Below are 15,860 nucleotides of genomic sequence, written 5' to 3'. Positions count from 1 at the left end.
AACGGAGCGTTACCGTGCAGACCAAAAAATTAACAAATCATTATTTTTCAATTAAATAATTCATTACCCTTGTACTTTCCCGTTGCGTTTCATGCATGTAGCCGATTTTTATCATTTTTCATTTACTACTACATTCCCGCATGATTGAATGATTCTCAATTACATGTTCGATGCCGGTTCTGGCTAACGAGCAGAGCATAAAAGGGCAATGACTCACACATTCTTCCGTGAAGGTGATTCACGGATATTTTGGGATAACAGATGTAATGGCTACGTTCACACCTTCACTCTCTGGGGTAAAAGGGCGCGCGCTCTTTTCACTGCTGTTTATGGCGCCGCTGGCCCAGGCGGCGGACACCACCGCGGCTAAAGACGGCGAAACGCTTACCGTCACTGCCGATCCAAATACGCCGGCGGAAGCCACCAACGGCTACCAGCCGCTGAACACCTCCACCGCAACACTGACCAACATGCCGATGCTGGATATCCCGCAGGTGGTGAATACGGTCAGCGATAAAGTGCTGGAGGATCAGCACGCCACCACGCTGGATGAGGCGCTCTATAACGTTAGCAACGTGGTCCAGACGAATACCCTCGGCGGTACGCAGGATGCCTTCGTGCGCCGCGGGTTTGGCGCGAACCGGGACGGCTCGATCATGACCAACGGCCTGCGCACCGTCCTGCCGCGCAGCTTTAACGCCGCCACCGAGCGCGTGGAGGTGCTTAAAGGCCCGGCCTCAACGCTGTATGGCATTCTCGATCCGGGCGGCCTGATTAACGTCGTCACCAAACGCCCGGAGAGAACCTTCGGTGGTTCTCTGTCCGCCACCTCCTCCAGCTTTGGCGGCGGCACCGGACAGGTCGATGTGACCGGCCCGATCGACGGCACGCGTCTGGCGTATCGCCTCACGGGTGAGTATCAGGACGAAGATTACTGGCGTAATTTTGGCAACGAACGCAGCACCTTTATCGCCCCATCCCTCACCTGGTTCGGCGATGATGCCACCGTGACCGTGCTCTATTCGCATCGCGACTATAAAACGCCGTTCGATCGCGGAACGATCTTCGATCTCAACACCAAAAAGGCCGTTGATGTCGATCGCAAAACCCGCTTTGACGAGCCGTTTAACGTGACCGATGGTCAGTCCGATCTGGCGCAGCTCAACGCGGAATACCGCCTCAACAGCCAGTGGACCGCGAAGTTCGACTACAGCTACAGCCAGGATAAATACAGCGACAACCAGGCCCGCGTGATGGCCTACGATGCAAAAACCGGCACCCTGACCCGCCGGGTGGATGCGACCCAGGGCTCGACACAGCGCATGCACAGCACCCGCGCGGACCTGCAGGGGAATGTGGATATTGCAGGCTTTTACAATGAGATCCTGACCGGCGTGTCGTATGAGAATTACGATTTGCTGCGTACGGACATGATGCGCTGTAAGAACGTCAAAGGTTTCAACATCTACCATCCGGTTTACGGCAAACTCAACAAGTGTACAACCGTCTCCGCCGCAGACAGCGACCAGACGCTCAAGCAGGAGAGTTATTCGGCCTACGCGCAGGATGCCCTGTACCTGACGGATAAGTGGATCGCCGTCGCCGGGATGCGCTATCAGTATTACACCCAGTACGCGGGCAAAGGTCGTCCGTTCAACGTCAACACCGACAGCCGCGACGAACAGTGGACGCCAAAGCTGGGGCTGGTTTACAAGCTCACGCCATCCGTCTCGCTGTTTGCCAACTACTCGCAGACGTTTATGCCGCAGTCGTCCATTGCAAGTTACATTGGCGACCTGCCGCCGGAAACCTCAAACGCCTACGAAGTGGGCGCGAAGTTCGACCTGTTCGACGGCGTTACCGCCAATATCGCGCTGTTTGATATCCACAAACGCAACGTGCTGTACAACGAAAGCGTGGGAGGTGAAACCATCGCCAAAACCGCGGGCCGCGTGCGCTCCCAGGGCGTGGAGGTGGATCTTGCCGGATCGCTGACCGAGAACACCAATATTATCGCCAGCTACGGCTATACCGACGCGAAGGTGCTGGAAGACCCGGACTACGCGGGCAAACCGCTGCCGAACGTGCCGCGCCATACCGGCTCCCTGTTCCTGACGTACGACATTCATAATGCGTTTGCGGGGAATACCCTGACGTTGGGCGGCGGCGGACACGGCGTGAGCCGTCGTTCAGCGACCAACGGCGCGGATTATTATCTGCCGGGCTATTTTGTGGCGGATGCCTTTGCGGCCTATAAGATGAAGCTGCAGTATCCGGTGACGCTGCAGGTCAACGTGAAGAACCTGTTTGATAAGACCTACTACACCTCGTCCATTGCGACCAACAACCTGGGCAACCAGATTGGCGACCCTCGCGAAGTGCAGTTTACGGTGAAGATGGAGTTTTGATGTAAAAAAGCCCGGTGGCGCTAGCGCTTACCGGGCCTACGATCCATTCCCTCTCCCTGCGGGAGAGGGTTAGGGTGAGGGCATCAAGCCTCAATATCCGCCATATCACCTTTCTCCTGCAGCCAGTTACGACGGTCTTCCGAACGTTTCTTGGCAAGGAGCATATCCATCATGGCGTTGGTCTGCTGTTCGTCTTCATCGCTGATCGTCAGCTGCACCAGACGGCGCGTGTTCGGATCCAGCGTCGTTTCGCGCAGCTGCATCGGGTTCATCTCGCCCAGCCCCTTAAAGCGCTGCACGTTAGGCTTGCCCTTCTTACGCTTCAGCTGTTCCAGCACGCCCGCTTTTTCTTCTTCCGTCAGCGCGTAGTAAACCTCTTTGCCGAGGTCGATACGGTACAGCGGCGGCAGCGCCACGTAGACGTGACCGTTTTTCACCAGCGTGCGGAAGTGCTTCACAAACAGCGCGCACAGCAGCGTGGCGATGTGCAGACCGTCGGAGTCCGCATCCGCAAGAATGCAGATCTTGCCGTAGCGCAGCTGGCTCAGATCGTCGCTGTCCGGATCGATGCCGATCGCGACCGAAATATCGTGGACTTCCTGCGAGGCCAGCACTTCGTCTGAAGACACTTCCCAGGTGTTCAGGATCTTACCCTTGAGCGGCATGATCGCCTGGTATTCACGATCGCGCGCCTGCTTGGCCGACCCGCCCGCCGAGTCCCCTTCCACCAGGAACAGCTCGGTGCGGTTGAGATCCTGCGCGGTACAGTCCGCCAGCTTGCCCGGCAGCGCTGGGCCGCTGGTCAGCTTTTTACGCACCACTTTCTTCGCGGCGCGCAGACGACGCTGGGCGCTGGAGATCGCCATTTCGGCCAGCATTTCTGCCGCCTGAACGTTCTGGTTCAGCCACAGGGTAAACGCATCTTTTACCACGCCGGAGACAAACGCCGCGCACTGGCGTGACGACAGACGTTCTTTGGTCTGACCGGCAAACTGCGGATCCTGCATTTTCACGGAGAGCACGTAGGCGCAGCGGTCCCAGATATCTTCCGCCGACAGCTTCACGCCTCGCGGCAGGATATTACGGTATTCACAGAATTCGCGCATCGCGTCCAGCAGCCCCTGACGCAGGCCGTTGACGTGGGTCCCGCCGAGCATGGTGGGGATCAGGTTAACGTAGCTTTCGGTCAGCAGCTCGCCGCCTTCCGGCAGCCACAGCAGCGCCCAGTCCACCGCTTCGGTATCGCCGCTAAAGTTGCCGACGAACGGTTTTTCCGGCAGCGTTGGCAGGCCGTTTACCGCTTCGCACAGGTAGTCGTTCAGGCCATCGGCGTAGCACCAGGTTTGCTCGGTATTGTTAACGTGATCTTTAAAGGTGATTTCCACGCCCGGGCAAAGCACCGCTTTGGCTTTCAGCAGGTGCGTCAGGCGGGATACGGAAAAGCGCGGGCTGTCGAAGAAACTCTCGTCAGGCCAGAAGTGGACGCTGGTGCCGGTGTTGCGTTTGCCGCACGTGCCGACAACCTGCAGATCCTGCACCTTCTCGCCGTTTTCAAACGCGATGTTGTAGACCTGACCATCGCGACGGACGTTCACTTCCACGCGTTTGGACAGGGCGTTGACGACGGAAATCCCCACGCCGTGCAGGCCACCGGAGAACTGGTAGTTTTTGTTGGAGAACTTACCGCCCGCATGCAGACGACAGAGGATCAGCTCAACGGCCGGGACGCCCTCTTCCGGGTGGATATCCACCGGCATGCCGCGCCCGTCGTCAATGACTTCCAGCGACTGATCGGCATGCAGGATGACGTCAACGCGTTTGGCATGGCCTGCCAGCGCTTCGTCCACACTGTTATCAATAACTTCCTGGCCCAGATGGTTTGGGCGCGTCGTATCGGTGTACATCCCCGGGCGGCGGCGAACCGGCTCAAGCCCGGTGAGGACCTCAATGGCATCAGCGTTATAGGTTTGCGTCATGATTTAAACTAGCAATTCGCATTGATTGTCAGTGGCTGTGCAGTCCAAGAAAATCGACAATCTGGGTGAAATGATTCTCAAAGCCCGTGAAAGCATGGTTTCCGCCCTCTTCTATAGTCTGGCGGCAGGAGGCGTAATACGCCACTGCCTGGCGGTAATCCAGCACTTCATCACCCGTCTGCTGCAGCAGCCAGATGAGATCCGGCGCCTCGAGCGGGTCGACCTGCATAACTTTGAGATCGTAAATATGGCGTGACTCTAGCACATATTGCTGGCCGGTGTAGGGGTTCTCGTTTTCGCCAAGAAAGTCCCGCAGCAGCTCAAATGGCCGTACCGCCGGATTAACCACCACGGCGGGCAGCATAAAGCATTGCGAGAGCCAGGTGGCGTAATATCCCCCCAGCGATGAACCGACCACACCAAAGGTTTCGCCGCCGTGCGCAAGCACGATGGATTCCAGCATTTCCGCGGCTTCTGCCGGGTAAGGCGGCAGCTGTGGGATAATCATCTCAACGTCAGGGTGATGCTCGCTCAGCCACTGGCGAAACTGTGTCGCTTTTGCGGAGCGCGGCGAACTGTTGAATCCGTGCAGATAAAGGAGCGTAGACATCAATAGCCTTCTGAAGCGGTGTCCGGGCGGAACTGTGCGCCGGTCAAACGGCAGACTTCCGTGGTCAGCGTGCCGTCGGGATGCAGTTCCAGCCAGCGCCAGCCTGGCGCGATGGTATCCAGCGTAAAGTTGGCGCAGTGCGGCTTAAACTGAACGCAGGTCGACGGCGTCGCCAGCATGCGGCGTCCGTTCCAGTCGAGATCCTGTTCCTGGTGAATATGCCCACACAGCAGATTTTTCACCCGCGGGAACTTCGCCAGCACGCGATCCAGCGCCGCGGAGTTGCGCAGGCTGTGCTGATCGAGCCAGCTGCAGCCCGCCGGCAGAGGATGATGATGAAGCAACAGCAGCGTGTGACGTTCAGGTTCAGCCGCCAGTTTGGTCTCAAGCCAGTCGAGCTGAAACTCGCTTAACTCACCGTGCGGGACGCCAAACACCTGGCTGTCCAGCAGCAGGATCTGCCACTGTTCACCCGCAAAAACACATTTCGCCGGAGAAATCCCCGCATCCTGGAGAGAACTGTACATGGCGGGCTGAAAATCGTGGTTACCCGGCAGCCAGACGCAGGGCGCGCTAAAGCTCGCGATGCCTTCAGCAAAATGCTGGTAGGCCGCGGAAGATTGGTCCTGCGCCAGATCGCCCGTTGCGACAATCAGATCGCATGCACGGTTTTCAGCGTGAATGGCGCTCAGTACCGCCTGATAACTCTCCCAGGTATTCACCCCCAGCAGCGTTTCATGCTTTTCGGCAAAAAGGTGGGTATCGGTGATTTGTAATATCCTGACTGGCGCCCCACCAGCAACAGTCAGGTTCAACAGGCTTTCCAAATGGTGTCCTTAGGTAGGTTTATGACGCTAACAAACCGGAATCGCCATTGCTCCATGTGCTAAACAATACCTTAGCCAGTCGGCTAAAAACTGGTTAATTTGATGCTTTTCGTCGCGTTGATGCAACTTTTTATTCGGGTAATCATACCGCGCCTTGAAGCGAAAGATCTGCTGGCTTGAACACACTTCAGCGACCATCGCGTCGTGATAGAGGCGTACCGTCATCGACGGCAGGCTCCAGTAGCTAATGCTGGGTGCCGTTTGCTCAATCTCCACCAGCGTAGTGTAGCGCGTTGATTCTGTTATCGTTAATCGATACTGCGCGTTGCTCACCTGATAGCTTACCGTTTCGCCGGGTGCGTCGTTTCTCGGCAGCAGGCGGCGCAATTGTGCAAAATTCGTTTCGCACAGGCGCATCATTTCTGGGAAGTCAGGCGTATAGCGCTTCATTTTTTCCACTCGTTTCGTAATGTCTGATAATGCAGCTGCAGCCATTGCAGGGCGATGACAGACGCTGCGTTGTCGATTTTCCCCTCTTCTACCCACTGATAAGCCTGTTCCCGGCTCACCACATGAACCCGAATATCTTCGTTTTCATCAGCCAGACCGTGAATCCCTTCTGCGGTCGTGGCGTCCACTTCGCCCACCATAATGGATAAGCGTTCGCTGGTGCCACCCGGACTCGCCAGATAGCTCAACACCGGTTTGGTGCGGCCCACCACCAGCCCCGCCTCTTCCAGCGCCTCGCGCCGGGCGACGTCTTCAACCGTCTCGCCTTCTTCGATCATCCCGGCCACCATCTCCAGGAGCCACGGGCTCTCACTGACGTCATAAGCGGCGATGCGGATCTGCTCCACCAGCACGACTTCGTCACGCACTGGGTCAAAGGGTAGCAAGACTGCCGCATGCCCGCGCTCAAAAATTTCGCGTCTGATTTCGCCGCTCATTTCACCGTTAAACAGGCGATGCCTGAAACGGTAAAGATCCATTGAAAAAAAACCGCTATAAAGCGTTTCTCGTGCAATAATTTCTACATCGTTTTTGGCGAATGTCACGGGCAACTTTTCTGGTTTTTGCATGAGTCGAGTCCTGGTAGCAATGGTGATGAAATTGTGAATTTCAAGGCTGTTTGGCTGCCGTTTGTAAGGCTATATGATAGATTGGTGCAAATTACCGCCAGATGGCACGTAACGCCAACCTTTTGGTGTGGATGATTCTGTTAGAATCGGCAATTATTTTTTAATTAGATCAGCGCTAATACTGCTTCACAACAAGGAATGCAAATGAAGAAATTGCTCCCCATCCTTATCGGCCTGAGCCTGACGGGCTTCAGTGCAATGAGCCAGGCGGAAAACCTGTTACAGGTCTACCAGCAGGCACGTCTGGGCAACCCTGATTTACGTAAATCAGCGGCCGATCGTGATGCTGCGTTTGAAAAGATTAACGAAGCGCGTAGCCCCTTGCTGCCACAGTTAGGGTTAGGTGCAGATTATACCTACAGCAACGGTTTCCGCGACGCTAACGGCGTAAACTCCAATGCTACCAGTGCCTCACTGCAATTAACACAGACGCTGTTTGATATGTCCAAATGGCGTGCCCTGACCCTGCAGGAAAAGAGCGCGGGCATCCAGGATGTGACCTATCAGACCGACCAGCAGACGCTGATCCTGAACACAGCTACGGCGTACTTCAACGTGCTGAGCGCCATTGACGCGCTCTCCTACACCGAAGCGCAGAAACAGGCCATTTACCGTCAGTTAGATCAAACCACCCAGCGCTTCAACGTGGGTCTGGTGGCGATCACCGACGTGCAAAACGCCCGTTCACAGTACGACACCGTGCTGGCCAACGAAGTGACCGCGCGTAATAACCTCGACAACGCGCTGGAATCCCTGCGTCAGGTCACCGGGAACTACTATCCTGAGCTGGCCTCCCTGAACGTCGACAGCTTCAAAACGGATAAGCCGCAGGCCGTTAACGCCCTGCTGAAAGAGGCGGAAAACCGCAACCTGACGTTGCTGCAGGCGCGTCTGAGCCAGGACCTGGCCCGCGAGCAGATTCGTCAGGCGCAGGACGGCCATCTGCCAACCCTGAGCCTGAGCGCCTCTACCGGCGTTTCTGACACCACCTACAGTGGCTCTAAAACCAATTCTGCCCAGTATGACGACAGCAATATGGGCCAGAACAAGGTGGGCCTGAGCTTCTCCCTGCCGCTGTATCAGGGCGGTCAGGTCAACTCCCAGGTGAAACAGGCGCAGTACAACTTTGTTGGCGCGAGCGAGCAGCTGGAAAGCGCCCATCGTAACGTGGTGCAGACCGTACGTTCATCCTTCAACAACGTGAACGCCTCAATCAGCAGCATCAACGCCTATAAACAGGCCGTTGTGTCTGCACAGAGCTCCCTGGACGCGATGGAAGCGGGTTACTCGGTCGGTACACGTACTATCGTTGACGTGCTCGACGCCACCACCACGCTGTACAACGCGAAGCAGCAGCTCTCCAGCGCGCGTTATCAGTACCTGATTAACCAGCTGAACATTAAGCAGGCTCTGGGTACGCTGAACGAGCAAGACCTGCAGATGCTGAACAGCGCACTGGGCAAACCGGTCTCTACCTCTCCGGACAGCGTTGCACCGGAGAACCCGGAGCAGGTTGCCGCGGTTGATAACTTCAACGCTAACGGCACTACCCCTGCTGCACAGCCTGCTGCCGCGCGCACCACAGCGCCTGCCAGCAAGGGCAACAATCCGTTCCGTAACTAAGCATTGCCCGATGGCGCTTCGCTTATCGGGCCTACTGAATCGTAGGCCGGGTAAGCGCAGCGCCACCCGGCGCAAAATCACATCCGAACGTAAGCCAACGTAAAGATCCCCCTGATTCCGCCCCTCTTCGCTTCATTTTCAACCACTCATCCTCTATCCTGAGCGTTATTACCACTGGGTCCTGGAAGACAAACATGAAACGGACAAAAACGATCAATCACGCGTCGTTCCGCAAGAGCTGGAACGCACGTCACCTCACCCCTGTTGCGCTGGCGGTTACCGCTGTCTTTATGCTGGCAGGCTGTGAGAAAAACGATGAAACGGTTTCGCTGTATCAAAACGCGGACGACTGCTCCGCCGCAACCGGCAAAGCGGCCGAATGTAAAACGGCCTACACCAACGCGCTGAAAGAAGCGGAACGCACCGCGCCGAAATATGCCTCACGCGAAGACTGCGTAGCGGAATTTGGTGAAGGTCAGTGCCAGCAGGCACCGGCTCAGGCAGGCACGGCACCTGAAAATCAGGCACAGGCGCAGTCCAGCGGCAGCTTCTGGATGCCGCTGATGGCAGGCTACATGATGGGCCGTCTGATGGGCGGCGGTGCGGGCTACCAGCAGCAGCCGCTGTTTAGCTCGAAAAACCCGGCCAGCCCGGCTTACGGTCAATATACCGATGCCAGCGGTAAAGGCTACGGCGCAGCGACTCCGGGCCGCACCGTAACCGTACCGAAAACCGCGATGGCGCCGAAGCCTGCGACCACCAGCACCATCACCCGCGGCGGGTTCGGTGAGTCTGTGGCGAAACAGACCAGCATGCAGCGCAGTGCATCAGGCACCTCTACTCGCTCAATGGGCGGCTGATCATGGAACGAGTCAGTATTACCGAGCGCCCGGACTGGCGCGAAAAAGCCACCGAGTACGGCTTTAACTTCCACACCATGTACGGCGAGCCGTACTGGTGTGAAGACGCTTACTACAAGCTCACCCTGGCCCAGGTTGAGAAGCTGGAAGAGGTCACGGCTGAGCTGCACCAGATGTGCCTCAAGGTGGTGGAAAAAGTCATCGACAGCGACGAGCTGATGGCCAAGTTCCGCATTCCAAAGCACACCTGGAGCTTTGTCCGCCAGTCGTGGAAAACGAATCAGCCTTCGCTTTACTCTCGCCTGGATCTGGCGTGGGACGGCGTGGGTGAACCGAAGCTTTTAGAAAACAACGCCGATACGCCAACCTCCCTCTATGAAGCGGCATTCTTCCAGTGGATCTGGCTGGAAGACCAGATGAACGCCGGAAACATGCCGGAAGGCAGCGACCAGTTCAACAGCCTGCAGGAGAAGCTGATCGAGCGCTTTGCCGAGCTGCGCGAGCAGTTTGGCTTCAACCTGCTGCATCTCGCCTGCTGCCGCGACACGGAAGAAGATCGTGGCACGGTTCAGTATCTGCAGGACTGCGCCGCCGAAGCGGAAGTGGCGACCGAGTTCCTCTATATCGAGGATATCGGCCTGGGTGAAAAAGGTCAGTTTACGGACATGCAGGATCAGGTCATCAGCAACCTGTTCAAGCTCTACCCGTGGGAGTACATGCTGCGCGAGATGTTCTCCACCAAGCTGGAAGATGCGGGCGTGCGCTGGCTGGAACCGGCCTGGAAGAGCATTATCTCCAACAAGGCCCTACTGCCGATGCTGTGGGAGATGTTCCCGAATCACCCTAACCTACTGCCAGCGTACTTTGCGGAAGATGATTACCCGCAGATGGAGAAATACGTCGTTAAGCCGATCTTCTCCCGCGAAGGCGCGAACGTGTCGATCATCGAAAACGGTAAAACGCTGGAAGCGGTTGAAGGGCCTTACGGCGAGGAAGGGATGATCGTCCAGGCGTTCTATCAACTGCCGAAATTTGGCGACAGCTATACGCTAATTGGCAGCTGGCTCATTAACGATCAACCTGCCGGAATTGGCATTCGCGAAGATCGCGCGCTGATCACGCAGGATCTGTCGCGGTTCTACCCGCATATTTTTGTGGAGTAAGATCTGCCGGGTGGCGGCTTCGCCTGACCCGGCCTACGGTTTTGTAGGCCCGGTAAGCGTAGCGCCACCGGGCATATTTTCACCCTACCTGCACCGACAGCATACTCAGACTTCCCATCTCTAATCCATCGACCGGGATCGTAACCGGCTCCTCACCGTCCCATGCGCCAAGCACGTACAGCAGCGGCAGGAAATGCTCCGGCGTCGGGTTAGAGAGCGAACCGCCTTCGTGATCCAGATAGTTCACCAGCGGATGCGCCTCAGCCGGGCCTTGCCAGGTCAGGTTCGCTTTAACGTAGTCGTTAAAAGCGGTCGCCCACGGGTATGGCGTGTTTTCGCCATGCCAGCGCGCCGTACGCAGGTTGTGCACCACGTTGCCGCTTGCCACCAGCATGATGCCTTCATCACGAAGCGTCGCCAGCTTGCGCCCCATCTCCAGATGCCAGGCAGCCGGTTTGGTGCTGTCGATGCTCAGCTGCACCATCGGGATATCCGCATCAGGATACATTTTGATCAGCACGCCCCATGAGCCATGGTCAAAGCCCCAGGCTTCTTTATCCAGCGCAACCGGAACAGGCGCCAGCAGTTCCACCAGCCTTTGTGCCAGCTCAGGCGAGCCGGGGGCCGGATAATGCGTGTCATACAGCGCCTGCGGGAAGCCGCCAAAATCGTGAATGGTCTTTGGCGCTTCCATGGCGGTCACGCCCGTGCCGCGGGTGAACCAGTGCGCAGATACCACCACAATCGCTTTTGGACGCGGCAGCGTCTCGCCCAGATGACGCCATGCGCGGGTATAGACGTTATCTTCCAGAACGTTCATTGGGCTGCCGTGGCCTAAAAACAGGGCTGGCATACGGGATGAAGTCATGATGATATCCTTACAGAAGGTGTCAATTTAATGGTGCTACATTACGCGCAATCGGACAAATATGAACGCTGATAAGCGTGAAGATCATCATCAGGAATTTTGAATGTAAGGAATGTGTAAAGCCGGGGTTCGCCCCTCGCTTTGCCAGAAATGAATCATTTATATTAATGATAATCATTATCATAAGGAGCAATCCATGTCAGTCCCTCTGATCCTGACCATACTGGCGGGCGCCGCGACCTTTATCGGCGCAATCCTCGGCGTGCTTGGTCAGAAGCCGTCAAACCGCGTGCTGGCCTTCTCGCTGGGCTTTGCTGCCGGGATCATGCTGCTTATCTCCCTGATGGAGATGCTCCCTGCTGCGCTGGGCACCGACGGGATGTCTCCCCTGCTGGGCTACGGCATGTTTGTCGTTGGCCTGCTGGGTTACTTTGCCCTCGACCGGATGCTACCCCACGCGCATCCCCAGGATTTAATGCAGAAAAACGTAACGCCTGTGCCGCGGAATATTAAGCGAACGGCGGTTCTGCTCACGCTGGGAATTAGCCTGCATAACTTCCCGGAAGGGGTCGCGACCTACGTGACGGCCAGCAGCAATCTGGAAATGGGCTTTGGCATCGCGCTGGCGGTGGCCTTACACAATATTCCTGAAGGACTGGCGGTCGCCGGACCGGTGTATGCCGCCACGGGCTCGAAACGTACCGCGGTATTCTGGGCAGGAATTTCCGGGATGGCTGAAATCCTCGGCGGTGTCCTGGCCTGGTTGATTCTCGGAAGCCTGGTCTCCCCTGTCGTGATGGCCGCCATTATGGCCACAGTTGCCGGGATTATGGTGGCGCTTTCCGTCGATGAATTAATGCCGCTGGCGAAAGAGATCGATCCCAATAACAACCCCAGCTATGGCGTGCTGTGCGGAATGTCGGTCATGGGCTTAAGCCTGGTGTTATTGCAATCTGCAGGTATCGGTTAGGATTAGTCTGCCTCCGTATAATACGGAGGCAGACTTTCGAAACGTTAAGATATAGATAGAAATGATACGTTATTTTGTTGCCTACAAAGCCCTTGCAAAATATATAGCTCATAGAAATAGAATGATGAAACTTTATCAGTCCATTATCTGAGTTACTGCATATATTATGAATGTTAGCCGATGCTTACAATCAACATTAATTATATATTAATATAATCTTAAAATAGCTTTAAGATGCAGTAATCGCATCTCCCCTTCGTCCTCCCATATACTCCATTTGCGTTTTGAAACTTATATTCAGAGTATGAATTCGTTTGAAAAAGGATATTTTCATGTATATGGGTAAAAAAATTCTATTAGCTGTAACTATCGCTGCCGCAGTATCGGGTTCCGCCTTTGCTGCCGAGCAGGGGTCGGGAAAAATCAAATTCAAAGGCGTTGTGATTGATGCGCCTTGCAGCATTGCACCAGACAGCGTTGATAAAAAAGTCGATCTCGGTGAAGTGACCACAGCCGTGATCAATGCCAACAAGAAGTCTTCCGCAGTTCCGGTTGATATCAATCTGGAAAACTGCCAGCTTGACGATCCGGCCGACGAGACTGACACACCAGTGACCAAAGTCGATGTCACGTTTACCAGCTCAGCGACAGACGCGACCGACACCAGTCTGATGACCAATACCTATGCAAGTGGTGCACAGAACGTGGGCGTTCGTCTTCTGAATAACGCCGAAGCCAACATCACGCTGGGTGCTGCTAATGAGGTTGCTCTGCTGGCAGGCTCAACGACTCAAACGCTGCACTTCAAAGCATTAATGGAAGTGGTAACGGGTAAAACGGCGACTGCTGGCCAGGTGGAAGCCACAGCCAACTATATTCTGGCGTATAAATAACTACGCCATGTTTCAAATTAAACCGGCTGGCATTTAATGTCAGCCGGCGTTGAATGTATTTATTAGAGTAACAGGGCGATGACATATAAATTACAATGCATAATTATTATGACGTCCCTGTTTATGGCGGAACTTGCCTCCGCCACTGAATTTAACATCAATGCCATCGATAAAGATCAGCGTGGCAGCGTTGATTTATCTCTTATTAAAGATCAAATATCGATCACACCAGGCGACTATTTTGTTACCGTTTCAATTAATGATATCCCGCTGGCAAATGGCTGGCAGCTCCGCTGGCAGGAGATAGACAAGAGCGTACAAGTCTGTATTCCACCTGAACTGGCCGATACATTTGCTCTGCAGGACAATATCCGTAGCGCATTGGCGGAAAAAGACGGGTGCGTCGACTTTGCATCAAAACCGGATATTAAATTTAATTTTGAGCAATCCAGCCAGACGCTGAAGGTCACGATACCTCAGGCCTGGTTACAGTACCGTGCCGCAGACTGGATGCCCCCTTCAACCTGGGACAACGGTGTGCCGGGCGTACTACTGGATTACAATCTTTTTGCCAGTCATTACCAGCCGAACGATGGCAGCAGCACGGATAACGTCAACACTTATGGCACTGCCGGCGCGAATATGGGCGCGTGGCGACTGCGCAGTGATTATCAGTATACTCAAACCCATACCGACGCAGGTTCAGAGAATGACGGGCGCTTTTCACGCATCTATATGTTCCGTCCTCTCCCCTCGCTCGGAGCCAAACTCACACTGGGAGAAACGGATTTCCAGTCCGCTATTTTTGATGCCTTCACCTATACCGGAGCCTCCCTGATTAGCGATGAGCGCATGCTGCCATGGTCGCTGCGCGGCTACGCGCCACAAATTACCGGCCTCGCGCAAACTAACGCCACGGTAACGGTTAGCCTGGCTGACCGTGTCATTTACCAAAGCAACGTTCCGCCAGGGCCGTTTGTTATTCAGGATCTAAACCAGTCTGTACAGGGTACGCTGGACGTCAAAGTGACAGAAGAAGATGGGCGCGTAAGCACCTTCCAGGTTTCTGCGGAATCGGTGCCTTTTTTAACCCGAAAAGGTCAGGTTCGCTATAAGCTGGCGGCAGGAAAAGCACGCAAAGACGCCTCGCATGACGTTGAAGATAACGCGTTTATGAGCGGCGAATTCTCCTGGGGGATGCTGTCACAAACCTCCCTCTACGGCGGTACGCTCGCCGATGGCCATCGCTACCGGTCCGTTGCCGCCGGAATAGGTCAAAACATGGAGTACCTGGGCGCGCTCTCTTTTGATGTGACGCAGGCGACCAGCCAGTTGCCCAATCAGAATAGCCAGACAGGTTACAGCTACCGTTTCAACTACAGTAAGCGTTTCGATACCACCGGCAGCCAGCTTACGCTCGCCAGTTATCGCTATTCCGATCCGCAGTTTCTCAGCTACGCCCGTTTTCTGGATGATGACAATAACGATCGGCAGTCAGAAAAACAGACGCTCAGCGTGACGGCAAGCCAGTACATTTCGGCGCTATCGCTCAACCTCTATGTGAACATGCTGCGTCAAACCTGGTGGAACGATTCCTCCTCCACGACGGGCAGCGTGACCGCAGGCTATAACTTTGATATCGGTCGCTGGAAAAATCTGGGCGTCACCGTGTCATGGAGTAAAACCCACTATGAAGACGAAGACGACGATACGCAGTTCTATCTCTCACTGAGCGTACCGCTCGATCCCGATCATCGTCTGAATTACGACCTGCGCAACAGCGACAGTCTGAGCCAGAACGTATCGTGGTATGACACATCAGACCGCAACAACACCTGGGGCGTTTCGGCAGGTACCGAAAGCGAGAAGTCAGATGCCGGCGCGCAGGTGAGCGGCAACTATCAACATTATTCTCCTTATGGCGACCTGAATCTCTCCGGGAGCGTTAAGGCTAACGAATACAATTCCCTGAGTGCCAGTTGGACCGGTTCATTCACCTCGACGGCTAAAGGCGCTGCGCTGCACCGCCGCAGCTACGGTAACGAGCCGCGCGTGATGGTCAGTACCGATGGCGTAGGCAACATCCCGCTGAACATGTCGCGGGATGAAACCAATCGCTTCGGGATTGGCGTTTTACCGTCCATCTCCAGCTATTCGCCTTCCAGCGTGCAGGTCAATATGAACAACCTGCCCGATGGCGTAGACGTTGACACCCGCGTCGTCACCTCAACCTGGACGGAAGGTGCCATCGGGTACCGTCAGATCGCGACGCGTGCAGGCAATGATATCGCAGGCATCTTACGAACTGCCTCTGGCACGCCGCCGCTGGGCGCCGTTGTTCGCCAGCTGGAAGACGATCGGCAGATTGCCATGGTCGCCGATGACGGCCACGTCTGGCTCGGCGCCGTAGAGCCACAACAACAGTTTCGCGTGACGTGGGGAGACAATCAGCAGTGCCGCTTCACGTTACCTTCACACCTTGAAAACAGTATGCAGTTGATACTGCCATGTCAGTAAGAAATC

The 15,860-nt window shown here is 55.5% G+C and carries 13 protein-coding genes; 7 read left to right on the top strand and 6 right to left on the bottom strand.

Annotated features, from left to right (window positions below):
• Positions 1 to 266: 266 nt before the first annotated feature.
• Entirely contained in the window at positions 267 to 2,408 is a 2,142-nt protein-coding gene (locus B498_RS02950) for a TonB-dependent siderophore receptor (protein WP_008502978.1), read from the top strand.
• An 83-nt stretch (positions 2,409 to 2,491) separates the two neighbouring features.
• Here the strand turns inward: B498_RS02950 and parE are convergent, their stop codons facing one another.
• The 5 genes from parE to nudF are packed head-to-tail and all read right to left on the bottom strand — an operon-like array spanning position 2,492 to position 6,900.
• A complete protein-coding gene (gene parE, locus B498_RS02955) occupies positions 2,492 to 4,384 on the bottom strand; it encodes a DNA topoisomerase IV subunit B (RefSeq protein ID WP_008502977.1) in 1,893 nt (630 codons plus the stop codon).
• A 28-nt stretch (positions 4,385 to 4,412) separates the two neighbouring features.
• Positions 4,413 to 4,994: an esterase YqiA gene (gene yqiA / locus B498_RS02960; RefSeq protein ID WP_008502976.1), complete on the bottom strand. Its 582-nt coding sequence runs from the start codon at positions 4,992 to 4,994 to the stop codon at positions 4,413 to 4,415.
• Complete coding sequence (gene cpdA, locus B498_RS02965) at positions 4,994 to 5,821, bottom strand: 3',5'-cyclic-AMP phosphodiesterase (RefSeq protein ID WP_008502975.1); 828 nt, start codon at positions 5,819 to 5,821, stop codon at positions 4,994 to 4,996. The genes yqiA and cpdA overlap by 1 nt, the downstream gene beginning before the upstream one ends.
• Positions 5,822 to 5,848: 27 nt before the next feature.
• Positions 5,849 to 6,271 (bottom strand): DUF1249 family protein, encoded by a 423-nt coding sequence (locus B498_RS02970; protein ID WP_003862516.1) that lies wholly within the window; start codon positions 6,269 to 6,271, stop codon positions 5,849 to 5,851.
• Entirely contained in the window at positions 6,268 to 6,900 is a 633-nt protein-coding gene (gene nudF, locus B498_RS02975; RefSeq protein WP_008502974.1) for an ADP-ribose diphosphatase, read from the bottom strand. Before nudF ends, B498_RS02970 begins: the two co-directional genes overlap by 4 nt.
• Positions 6,901 to 7,104: 204 nt before the next feature.
• Here nudF and tolC point away from each other — a divergent pair, with 204 nt between their 5' ends.
• The 3 genes from tolC to B498_RS02990 all read left to right on the top strand — a co-directional run bounded on the left by tolC (position 7,105) and on the right by B498_RS02990 (position 10,606).
• Positions 7,105 to 8,583 carry an outer membrane channel protein TolC gene (tolC, locus tag B498_RS02980; protein WP_008502973.1) on the top strand — a complete coding sequence of 493 codons (1,479 nt, stop codon included), beginning with the start codon at positions 7,105 to 7,107 and terminating at the stop codon, positions 8,581 to 8,583.
• 194 nt (positions 8,584 to 8,777) lie between these two features.
• Complete coding sequence (locus B498_RS02985) at positions 8,778 to 9,443, top strand: DUF1190 family protein (RefSeq protein ID WP_008502972.1); 666 nt, start codon at positions 8,778 to 8,780, stop codon at positions 9,441 to 9,443.
• 2 nt (positions 9,444 to 9,445) lie between these two features.
• Positions 9,446 to 10,606, top strand: coding sequence for a glutathionylspermidine synthase family protein (locus tag B498_RS02990; protein ID WP_008502971.1), 1,161 nt, complete (start codon positions 9,446 to 9,448; stop codon positions 10,604 to 10,606).
• A gap of 79 nt (positions 10,607 to 10,685) precedes the next feature.
• Here the strand turns inward: B498_RS02990 and ygiD are convergent, their stop codons facing one another.
• Positions 10,686 to 11,474: a 4,5-DOPA dioxygenase extradiol gene (ygiD, locus tag B498_RS02995; RefSeq protein WP_008502970.1), complete on the bottom strand. Its 789-nt coding sequence runs from the start codon at positions 11,472 to 11,474 to the stop codon at positions 10,686 to 10,688.
• 196 nt (positions 11,475 to 11,670) lie between these two features.
• Between ygiD and zupT the strand changes: the two genes are divergently transcribed.
• From zupT to B498_RS03010, 3 genes are all read left to right on the top strand, one after another.
• Positions 11,671 to 12,444 (top strand): zinc transporter ZupT, encoded by a 774-nt coding sequence (gene zupT / locus B498_RS03000; RefSeq protein WP_008502969.1) that lies wholly within the window; start codon positions 11,671 to 11,673, stop codon positions 12,442 to 12,444.
• Between the two features lie 332 nt (positions 12,445 to 12,776).
• Entirely contained in the window at positions 12,777 to 13,337 is a 561-nt protein-coding gene (locus tag B498_RS03005; protein ID WP_008502968.1) for a fimbrial protein, read from the top strand.
• Between the two features lie 78 nt (positions 13,338 to 13,415).
• Complete coding sequence (locus B498_RS03010) at positions 13,416 to 15,854, top strand: fimbria/pilus outer membrane usher protein (RefSeq protein ID WP_008502967.1); 2,439 nt, start codon at positions 13,416 to 13,418, stop codon at positions 15,852 to 15,854.
• Positions 15,855 to 15,860: the final 6 nt, after the last annotated feature.

The organism is Enterobacter sp. SST3, from assembly GCF_000286655.1.
Classification (GTDB): Bacteria; Pseudomonadota; Gammaproteobacteria; order Enterobacterales; family Enterobacteriaceae; genus Enterobacter; species Enterobacter roggenkampii.
This window is presented reverse-complemented; position numbering and strand designations above follow the sequence as displayed.

Bases quoted from the DNA above. Each gene is read 5' to 3' on its own strand.
- B498_RS02950 (WP_008502978.1), top strand. From the start codon at position 267: ATGGCTACGTTCACACCTTCACTCTCTGGGGTAAAAGGGCGCGCGCTC.
- parE (WP_008502977.1), bottom strand. From the start codon at position 4,384: ATGACGCAAACCTATAACGCTGATGCCATTGAGGTCCTCACCGGGCTT.
- yqiA (WP_008502976.1), bottom strand. From the start codon at position 4,994: ATGTCTACGCTCCTTTATCTGCACGGATTCAACAGTTCGCCGCGCTCC.
- B498_RS02970 (WP_003862516.1), bottom strand. From the start codon at position 6,271: ATGAAGCGCTATACGCCTGACTTCCCAGAAATGATGCGCCTGTGCGAA.
- nudF (WP_008502974.1), bottom strand. From the start codon at position 6,900: ATGCAAAAACCAGAAAAGTTGCCCGTGACATTCGCCAAAAACGATGTA.
- tolC (WP_008502973.1), top strand. From the start codon at position 7,105: ATGAAGAAATTGCTCCCCATCCTTATCGGCCTGAGCCTGACGGGCTTC.
- B498_RS02985 (WP_008502972.1), top strand. From the start codon at position 8,778: ATGAAACGGACAAAAACGATCAATCACGCGTCGTTCCGCAAGAGCTGG.
- B498_RS02990 (WP_008502971.1), top strand. From the start codon at position 9,446: ATGGAACGAGTCAGTATTACCGAGCGCCCGGACTGGCGCGAAAAAGCC.
- ygiD (WP_008502970.1), bottom strand. From the start codon at position 11,474: ATGACTTCATCCCGTATGCCAGCCCTGTTTTTAGGCCACGGCAGCCCA.
- zupT (WP_008502969.1), top strand. From the start codon at position 11,671: ATGTCAGTCCCTCTGATCCTGACCATACTGGCGGGCGCCGCGACCTTT.
- B498_RS03005 (WP_008502968.1), top strand. From the start codon at position 12,777: ATGTATATGGGTAAAAAAATTCTATTAGCTGTAACTATCGCTGCCGCA.
- B498_RS03010 (WP_008502967.1), top strand. From the start codon at position 13,416: ATGACATATAAATTACAATGCATAATTATTATGACGTCCCTGTTTATG.